The following is a 9,051-nucleotide window of genomic DNA, read 5'->3' as shown; positions in this document are numbered from 1 at the left end:
CGCCTCGTCCGTCCGAGCCGCCCACTATACCGCGATTTTTGTGGTTGTAAAGAGGTCTCGCGCGGAAAGTTGCAATCACGCCGCTCTGGGCTGGGCGCGCGACATCAGCTGGCGAACCAGCCCGGCGGATACTCAGGCTTCTGCTCGCGCGACAGCAGCAGGCGCAAGCCTTCGTGCGGTGTGATCTCGCGATGCAGCACGCGCTGGACCAGGGCGCTGATCGGCAGCTCCAGCTGCACCCGCTCGGCGAGGCGCATGACTTCGTCCACCGTCTGGATCGACTCGACCGCCTGGCCGATCGCCTGCACGGCGGCATCCAGGTTCTCACCACGACCGAGTGCCAGCCCGAGTCGACGGTTGCGGGACAGGTCGCCGGTGCAGGTCAGCACCAGATCGCCGAGACCAGCCAGCCCCATCAGGGTTTCGGTCCGGCCTCCGAGGGCGGCATTCAGCCGCAGCATCTCGTTCAAACCGCGCGTGATCAGGCCGGCGCGGGCATTCAGGCCAAGCTGCATGCCGTCGGCAATACCCGTCGCCACGGCCAGCACGTTTTTCATGGCTCCACCCAGCTCCGCACCCAGCATGTCGCTGCCGGTGTACGCCCTGAAACTCGCACCATGCAGGGCTTCCGCGGCCACCCGGGCGAAGCCGGCGTCATCGGAATGCACGGTGACCGCGGTCGGCAGGCCTTGCGCGACTTCCTTCGCGAAGGAGGGTCCGGTGACCACCGCAAGCGGCATCTGCGCCGGCAGGACCGATCCCGCCACTTCATGCAGGAAGCGCCCCGAGCCCAGCTCGAATCCTTTGGTAGCCCAGGCAACGCCCTGCAGATGGGCGCTGATGGGCGCGATCGCTGCCAGGGTTTCCGGGAAGGCATGGCTGGGAACGACCACCAGCACCAGCTCCGCGCGCTCGACGCATTCGGCCAGCCGATCGCTGTACTGCAGCGCCTCGGGCAGTTCGATGCCCGGCAGATAGCGCTGATTGATCCGGCTCTCGCGCAGCTCCGCGACCTGCCGCGGGTCACGCCCCCACAGGGTGACGGCGTGCCCATTACGTGCCATCTGGGCGGCAAGTGCGGTGCCCCAGGAGCCCGCACCGAGCACGGCGATCTTCAACATGTCGCTCATGCCTGCCGCCTCATGGAAGGTTTCAAGCGTTGCCGGCGGGCTCACCCGCGAGCTGGCCTTCCTGCTCGGCGCGACGACGCAGGGTTTCGGCGTACAGCTGGTCGAAGTTGATCGGCTGCAGGAAGTAGGGCGGGAAGCCGCCGGCCTGGATCAGGTCGCTGACCATCTGACGGGCATAGGGGAACAGCGTGTTCGGGCAGTAGGTGCCGAGCACGGCATCGAGATTGCGGGCATCGAAACCGGAGATGGTGAACACGCCTGCCTGCTGCACTTCCACGAGATAGGCAGTCTTGTCGCCGGTACCGCAGGTCAGGGTGAGGGTCAGCACGACCTCGAACACGTCCTGGGCCAGCGCGGTGACCTTCTGGTTCATGTTGAGCTGCAGCTGCGGGGAGATTTCCTCCTGGAAGATCTGCGGGGCGGACGGCGCTTCGAACGAGGCGTCCTTGACGTAGATCTTCTGCAGCACCAGCTGCGCCTGCGCCTGTTCACCTGCGCCGTTGGCGGCCATCTGGTTCTCTTCGCTCATGGTGTACTCCGAAAGATTGGGGGTGTGCCGAGGGCCGGCGAGTATCCCACGACAGCCGACGCTGTCCGCCGCCGCGAGGAATGGAGGGTTTGGGGCAGGGGCCCCGCGCTTCAAGCCTTGCCGCGCACCAGCGGCAGATCCGCCGCCTGCCAGGCCTGCACGCCGCCTTCCAGCAGGAAGACATTCTTGAAGCCGGCCTTGACCAAGCGTGCCGCCGCGTTGGATGCGGTCATGCCGGTGCGGCAGACGACGGCAACCGGCAGCTCGCGCACCTTGGCCAGCGTCTTGTTCTCTGGATCGAACTGGCTCATCGCCACGTGCTTCGAGCCAAGGATGTGGCCCTTCTCGAAGTCGGCAATGGCGCTCACATCCACTACCAGCGCGTTCTCGCGGTTCATCAGCAGGGTCAGCTGGGCCGGACTGATGGCCTTGTAGCCGCGGCGCAGGCGCGATACCTCATTGATGACGATGGCGGCGGTCAGACCGACGAAAGCCATCGACAGGATGGGGTGGTTGCCGATGAACTCCGGCAGGCGTTCGAAAAACTGGGACACGGAAGGTTTCCGAGGGGGCGCCGGGGCGCGAGGGGCGCCGATTATCGGCCACGCCACCGGCGGGCGCAAAAGCAGCCGCGCAACATAGGGTTCGCGCCGGCTTGAGTCAGCAAGCTCAGCTCCAGTCGCCGCGCCGCTGAAGGTAGGCCTGCTCGGATACCGCCGCCCAGGATCTGCCGCTGGCGCGGAATGCCTTCACCGAGGCATAGACCTTGGCCGCGAACGCATCCCGGGCCGCGGTCTGCTCCAGCACCTCGACACTGGCCTGGCGCAAGGCATCGAGCACATCGTCCGGCAGGAGGCGGAATTCGACGCCGTGCTCAGCCTGCAGCGCATCCAGCGCGGCCTGGTTGCGAGCGGTGTACTCCGCCAGCATGGAATCGTTGACGGCGCGGCAGCAGGACTCGACCACGGCTTTCAGGTCGTCGGGCAGGCCCTCGAACGCGGCTTTGTTGACCATGCATTCCAGGGTCGGGCCCGGCTCCTGCCAGCCGGGGTAGTAGCAGTACTTGGCAACACGGTGCAGGCCGAAGGCGAGATCGTTGTAGGGGCCGACCCACTCGGTGGCGTCGATGGCACCCGACTGCAGGGCGCTGAACAGCTCGCCGCCGGGGAGGTTCACCGGCGTGGCGCCGAGCTTGGACATGACCTCGCCGCCGAGGCCCGGAATTCGCATCTTGAGGCCAGCCAGATCGGCCACGCTGTTGATCTCGCGCTTGAACCAGCCGGCCATCTGCACGCCGGTGTTGCCGGCCGGAAACGGCACCAGGCCGAACGAGGCATACAGCTCGCGCCACAATTCCAGCCCGCCTCCGTAGTACAGCCAGCCGTTCATCTCCATGGCGGTGAGGCCGAAGGGCACGGTGCAGAAGAACGCCGCCGCCGGCGACTTCCCGCCCCAGTAATAGGCGGCGGCGTGGCCCATCTCGGCGGTGCCGCGGCTGACGGCATCGAACACTTCGAAGGCCGGCACCAGCTCGCCAGCGCCGTAGACGCGGACCTTGATGCGACCGCCGCTGGCGAGGGTGATCAGCGCCGCCAGATCCGCCGCCGCCGTGCCGAGACCGGGGAATCCCGCCGGCCAAGCCGTGACCATTTTCCAGTTGCGCACGGTCTCGTCGGCGGAGGCGACGGGCGCCGCCACGCTCGATGGCTGGCCCTGGCTGCAGCCGGCCAGCGCCAGACCGGAGCCCGCAGCCGCCAGACCCGCACCCTTCAACAGATCCCTGCGCTTCATGCGACGACCTCGATGGACGTATGTGTTCGCGATAGGCCGGCGTTTGAACGATCGCGCGGGCAGTGCGCGAGCTTAGCCGATGCGCGGGCGGCCGCGTCCAGCCATGCCGCGTTCCGGCATCCAGCGGTGCCTTGCGTTCCCGCGTCGGCATCGATGCGGGAACGCGGCCGCCTGCAACCTCAGCTTCGGCGGGCCCGCAGCAGGGCCTCGGCCAGCGCACCGGCCGGCGCCGGCGGCTGGTTGCGCGCCATCTGCTTCTGCGCGGCCTGGGTCGGGCGATCCTCGCGACGCGGGCCGCGCTGGGCGCTGCGCTCCTCGCCGATGGGATCGTCCAACCGCATGGTCAGGGCGATGCGCTTGCGCGGCAGGTCGACTTCCAGAACCTTGACCTTGACCACCTGCCCCGCCTTCACCACCTCGCGCGGATCCTTGACGAAGCGGTCCGACAGGGCCGACACATGGACCAGGCCGTCCTGGTGCACGCCGAGATCGACGAAAGCGCCGAAAGCAGCGACGTTGCTGACCACGCCCTCCAGCACCATGCCGGGCTTCAGGTCCTTGATGTCCTCGACGCCGTCCTCGAAGCGCGCGGTCTTGAACTCCGGGCGCGGGTCGCGACCGGGCTTCTCCAGCTCGCGCAGGATGTCGCGCACGGTCGGCAGGCCGAAGCGCTCGTCGGTGAACTCGGCGGGGTTCAGGCCGCGCAGGAAGGGCGCATCGCCGATCACCTCGCGCACCTCGCGGCCGCACTTGGCGAGGATGCGCTCGACCACCGGGTAGGCTTCAGGGTGCACGCTGGACGCATCCAGCGGGTTTTCGCCGCCGTTGATGCGCAGGAAACCCGCGCACTGCTCGAAGGCCTTCTCGCCCAGGCGCGGCACCTTGAGCAGCGCTCGGCGGCTGGGAAAGGCACCGTGTTCGTCGCGGAAACGGACAACGTTTTCAGCGACGCTGGCCGACAGGCCGGCCACGCGCGTGAGCAGGGCGGGCGAAGCGGTGTTCACATCGACGCCGACGCCGTTCACGCAGTCCTCGACGCGGCCATCCAGGGCGCGGGCGAGACGCGTCTGATTCACATCGTGCTGATACTGGCCGACGCCGATCGACTTGGGATCGATCTTGACCAGCTCGGCCAAGGGGTCCTGCAGACGCCGCGCGATCGAGACCGCACCGCGCAGGCTCACATCCAGATCGGGCAGCTCCTTGGATGCGATCTCCGACGCCGAATACACCGAGGCGCCGGCCTCGCTGACCACGATCTTCTGCAGCTTGAGCTCCGGATGCTTCTTGATCAGCTCGGCGGCCAGACGATCGGTTTCGCGCGAGGCGGTGCCGTTGCCGATCGCGATCAGCTCGACGCCATGCGCCGCACAGGCGCGCGCCAGTTCGGCGATCGACGCATCCCAGCGATTCGAAGGCGCATGCGGAAAGATCGTGCCGGTCTGCACCACCTTGCCGGTGCGATCCACGGTGGCGACCTTGACGCCCGTGCGCAGGCCGGGGTCGAGGCCCATCACCACCCGCGGGCCAGCGGGCGCGGCCAGCAGCAGGTCCTTGAGGTTGTCGCCGAACACGCGGATGGCTTCTTCCTCGGCGGCTTCGCGCGCCTTCAGCAGCAGGTCGAGCGAGAGGCTGAGATGCAGCTTGAAGCGCCAGGCATGACGCACGGTCTCGCGCAGCCAGGCATCGGCTGGGCGACCGCGCTCGGCGACACCCGCACGCAGGGCGACCCGGCGCTCGGCTTCGAGATGGCCCGCTGAAGTCGCAGCCGCACGCGGGTCTTCGCTGGCTGCGCTGACCTGCGCCTTGGGCAGCAGGTCCATGCTGATCACGCCTTCGTTGCGCGCGCGCATCAGCGCCAGCAGGCGGTGCGAGGGGATCTTGGCCACGGCTTCGGCATGCTCGAAGTAGTCGCTGTACTTGGCACCTTCCTGCTGCTTGCCTTCGATGACCTTGGCCTCGATCTCGCCGCTGCTCCACAGCCAGTCGCGCAGCTCGCCAACCAGGGCCGCGTCTTCGCTGATGCGCTCGATCAGGATGGCGCGCGCGCCTTCGAGTGCGGCCTTGACGTCGGCCACGCCCTTGTCGGCATCGACGAAAGCAGCGGCGCGCACTTCCGGCGCTTCGCTCGGATCTTCCAGCAGGCCCAGCGCCAGCGGTTCGAGGCCGGCCTCGCGCGCGATCTGCGCCTTGGTGCGGCGCTTGGGCTTGTAGGGCAGATAGAGGTCTTCCAGCCGCGCCTTGGTGTCGGCCGCTTCGATGTCCGCGCGCAGGGCATCGGTGAGCTTGCCCTGCTCATGGATGCTGGCGAGGATCGCGTCGCGGCGGTCTTCCAGCTCACGCAGGTAGATCAGGCGCTCTTCCAGGGTGCGCAGCTGGGTGTCGTCGAGGCCGCCCGTCACTTCCTTTCGATAGCGCGCTATGAAGGGCACGGTGGCGCCGCCATCCAGCAGCTCGACCGCCGCGCGCACTTGCGCCGGCTGGGCGGCGATCTCTTCGGCGATCTGGGCGCTGATGCGCTGGGCGATCTGGGCGGGGTTGCGGCTGATCTCGGAAGCGCTGGAGCTCATGCGTAGCGGCTGACCTGTGGAACGAGGGGGCCGGAGTATAGGCCGAGCGCCCTGCCCTGCCAGCGCGGCGGGGGTCGCGAGACCCTGTACTCTCGCCGCGACAACAGTCGCCGACGCCCACCCACGAACAGCGGCTGCACTGCAGTGCGGCCACCCGGCGACTCCGCTTCGAACGCTGGATCCCCGCGTTCGCGGGGATGACGATCACAGACTGCTTCGAGAACTCCAGCCCTGCCAGCGCGACAGGCTTGCTACACCTCGCGCAGCAGGCCCTGATCGACCAGCAGGCGCCCGGTCAGCGCGCGCCACTGCTGGGCGGCCTTGGTCGAGGTCGGGCGCTTCCATACGGGCCGACGTTCGGCGAGCGCCTCGGCCACCGCGACGCTGCGATTGAGCCAGGGTTGCACCACCGGGAAGCGCTCGCTGATCTGCTCGCCGATCCGGCGATGCTGGCGCGCCTGCGGGTTGACCAGGTTCAGCACGAACTGTGCGGGGCGCATTGCGGTGTTGAGGTTTTCGGCGATGCTCGCGATCTCGGCCAGCACGGCGGAGACGCCGTCGACCGAATAGCTCTCGGGCACCAGCGGAACCACCACCTGGCGCGCGCAGGCCAGGGCGGCAGTCATGCGCAGTCCAATCGCTGGCGGCGTGTCGATCACCACCAGGTCGTAGGCGCCGGCGAGCTTCTTCAGATGCCCGATCGCCTCGAAAGCGGCCGACAGGTTCAGGCGATCGGTGCTGTTCAGGCCCTTGCCGGCCGGTAGCAGGTCGATGTTCGGGTCGGGCGTGCGCATCGGCTGAGGCGCTTCGTCGCCGGTGAACAACTGATCGCTGCCGTCGCGGCCGCGCTTCTCGCTGCGCTCGATCAGCGTCGCGGTGAGATTGGCCTGACCGTCCAGATCGACCGCCAGCACGCGCAGCTGCTCGGCCGCACGGAACACCAGATGCGCCGCCAGCGCGGTCTTGCCCACGCCGCCCTTGTTGTTGCCCACCGTCAGGATCATGGCGCCTCCGTGTCTAACCCAGACCCTGCGTGCAGGTTCCGTTCCGGCTGCTGCCTAACCGCGCGCCATGGGTTCTGCATCGCGGAAGCTTTCGCCTTGTTTCGGAACGCCCGCATGCAGCGCCTAGAATCGCGCGTTCCCCTTCCCGCGGATGCCCACGCATGAGCAAGACCGTCCTCATCACCGGCGCCGGCAGCGGCCTGGGCCGCGCCCTGGCCCTGCGCTATGCCGCCATGGGCTGCCGCGTCGGCATCGCCGATCTGAACCTTGAACGTGCCGAAGCCGTGCGCGCCGAGATCGAGGCCGCCGGCGGCCGCGCGCTGGCATTTCCGGTCGACATCACCAGCGACGAGGCCTGGGCCCTGCTGCGCGATCAGGTCAATTCGACCTGGCACGGGCTCGACGTGCTGATCAACAACGCCGGCGTCGCCTCGGGCGGCGCCACCCTGGAGGCCAGCATCGAGGACTGGCGCTGGATGCTCGAGGTCAACCTGCTCGGCGTGGTGCGCGGCTGCAAGACCTTCGCGCCCGACATGCTGGCGCGCGGCGCGGGCCAGATCATCAATATCGCGAGCTTCGCTGGGCTCGCTGGTGCCCCGGGGCTGTCGTCCTACGGCGTGGCCAAGGGCGGCGTGGTCACACTGAGTGAAGGCCTGCGCGGTGAATTCGAGCCGCGCGGCCTGAAGGTGTCGGTGGTCTGCCCGGCCTTCTTCAAGACCAATCTGCTGGAGAACTTCCGCGGCTCCGAGCGCATGCGCAAGACCGCGGCCAAGCTGATGGAGGAGGCGCGCGAAAGCGCGGACGACATCGCGAAGGCGATCGTCGAGGCCGCCGAACGCGGCGTGTTCCTGATCATCCCCACCGCCACCGAGCGCCGGCGCTGGCGGATCAAGCGCTGGTTCCCCGAGTTCTACTACAAGCAGGTGCAGAAGCTGATGCGCCAGCGCGGCGGAGACAAGGCATGAGCCTGCGATGGATGCTCTACGGCGCCAACGGCTACACCGGGCGCCTGATGGCCGAGGCTGCGGTGGCGCGCGGCCTGCGCCCGCTGCTGGCCGGTCGCAATGCCGAGGCCTTGAAAGCGCTGGCCGAGTCGCTCGATCTCGAATGGAAGGTGATCGACCTTTCCGATGCCGTCGCCTTGAGAGAAGCCCTGCGCGAGATCGATGCGGTGATGCACTGCGCGGGCCCGTTCTCGGCCACCTGCGCGCCAATGCTGGAGGCCTGCCTCGCCAGCTGCACGCACTACCTCGACATCACCGGCGAGATCGATGTGTTCGCGCACTGCCAGTCCAACGATGCGCGCGCCAAACAGGCCGGCGTGTTGGTACTGCCGGGCGCGGGCTTCGATGTGGTGCCCACCGACTGCCTGGCCGCCCAGTTGAAGCGCGACCTGCCCGATGCCACCCATCTGGTGCTGGCCTTCGAGGCCGGCGGCGGGCCCAGCCCGGGTACGGCCAAGACCAGCGTCGAAGGCCTGGGCAAGGGCGGCCGCGTGCGCGAGAACGGCGTGCTGAAGCGCGTACCGCTGGCCTGGAAGGTGCGCTACTTCGAGCGCGAGGGCGTGCAGCGCTCGGCGATGACGATTCCCTGGGGCGATGTCTGCACCGCGTACTTCAGCACCGGCATTCCGAACATCGAGGTCTACATGGCGGTGCCGCCGGCAACCATCCGTCGCGTGCGGCGTCTGCGCCTGCTCGGCCCGCTGCTCGGCTTGAAGCCGGTGCAGGAGTTCCTGAAGCGCCAGGTCGAACGCAAGGTGCGCGGGCCTTCGAACGACTCGCGCGAGCGCAGCGCCACCTGGGTCTGGGGCGAAGCCACCAACGCCCGCGGCCAGCGCGTCGCGCGCAGGCTGCGCACGCCGAACGGCTACACGCTCACCGTCGATGCCGCGCTCGGCATCATTGAGCGGCTGGCGCAAGGTGATGTGCCGAGCGGCTTCCACACCGCCTCGCAGCTGATGGGGGCCAGCTATGTCACCACCTTGCCGGGGGTTGAGCGGACGGGGTGAGGGGCGGCGTCTGTGC

The 9,051-nt window shown here is 68.3% G+C and carries 8 protein-coding genes; 2 read left to right on the top strand and 6 right to left on the bottom strand.

Features of this window, described 5'->3' with window-relative positions; translation table 11 throughout:
• Positions 1 to 104: 104 nt before the first annotated feature.
• The 6 genes from Q0654_RS17670 to Q0654_RS17645 form a co-directional block, all read right to left on the bottom strand.
• Positions 105 to 1,130: an NAD(P)H-dependent glycerol-3-phosphate dehydrogenase gene (locus tag Q0654_RS17670; RefSeq protein WP_298856288.1), complete on the bottom strand. Its 1,026-nt coding sequence runs from the start codon at positions 1,128 to 1,130 to the stop codon at positions 105 to 107.
• 22 nt (positions 1,131 to 1,152) lie between these two features.
• The gene (gene secB / locus Q0654_RS17665) at positions 1,153 to 1,641 is read right to left on the bottom strand and encodes a protein-export chaperone SecB (protein ID WP_298856291.1); all 489 of its coding nucleotides are present in this window, start codon (positions 1,639 to 1,641) and stop codon (positions 1,153 to 1,155) included.
• A 128-nt stretch (positions 1,642 to 1,769) separates the two neighbouring features.
• Positions 1,770 to 2,156, bottom strand: a complete 387-nt coding sequence (locus Q0654_RS17660) for a rhodanese-like domain-containing protein (protein WP_298856290.1) — start codon at positions 2,154 to 2,156, stop codon at positions 1,770 to 1,772.
• Positions 2,157 to 2,328: 172 nt separating this feature from the next.
• Positions 2,329 to 3,450: a TRAP transporter substrate-binding protein gene (locus Q0654_RS17655; RefSeq protein WP_298856287.1), complete on the bottom strand. Its 1,122-nt coding sequence runs from the start codon at positions 3,448 to 3,450 to the stop codon at positions 2,329 to 2,331.
• Positions 3,451 to 3,629: 179 nt separating this feature from the next.
• A complete protein-coding gene (locus Q0654_RS17650) occupies positions 3,630 to 6,020 on the bottom strand; it encodes a Tex family protein (protein WP_298856286.1) in 2,391 nt (796 codons plus the stop codon).
• 251 nt (positions 6,021 to 6,271) lie between these two features.
• Positions 6,272 to 7,024, bottom strand: coding sequence for a ParA family protein (locus Q0654_RS17645; protein ID WP_298856285.1), 753 nt, complete (start codon positions 7,022 to 7,024; stop codon positions 6,272 to 6,274).
• 161 nt (positions 7,025 to 7,185) lie between these two features.
• On the opposite strand from Q0654_RS17645, the gene Q0654_RS17640 reads away from it, so the two are divergent.
• Positions 7,186 to 7,989, top strand: a complete 804-nt coding sequence (locus tag Q0654_RS17640; RefSeq protein ID WP_298856284.1) for an SDR family oxidoreductase — start codon at positions 7,186 to 7,188, stop codon at positions 7,987 to 7,989.
• A complete protein-coding gene (locus Q0654_RS17635) occupies positions 7,986 to 9,035 on the top strand; it encodes a saccharopine dehydrogenase NADP-binding domain-containing protein (protein WP_298856282.1) in 1,050 nt (349 codons plus the stop codon). The genes Q0654_RS17640 and Q0654_RS17635 overlap by 4 nt, the downstream gene beginning before the upstream one ends.
• Positions 9,036 to 9,051: the final 16 nt, after the last annotated feature.

This window comes from uncultured Aquimonas sp. (assembly GCF_937888285.1).
Classification (GTDB): domain Bacteria; phylum Pseudomonadota; class Gammaproteobacteria; order Xanthomonadales; family Xanthomonadaceae; genus Aquimonas.
Note: the sequence above shows the minus strand (reverse complement) of the source record. Positions and strands in the feature narration are given on the sequence as shown.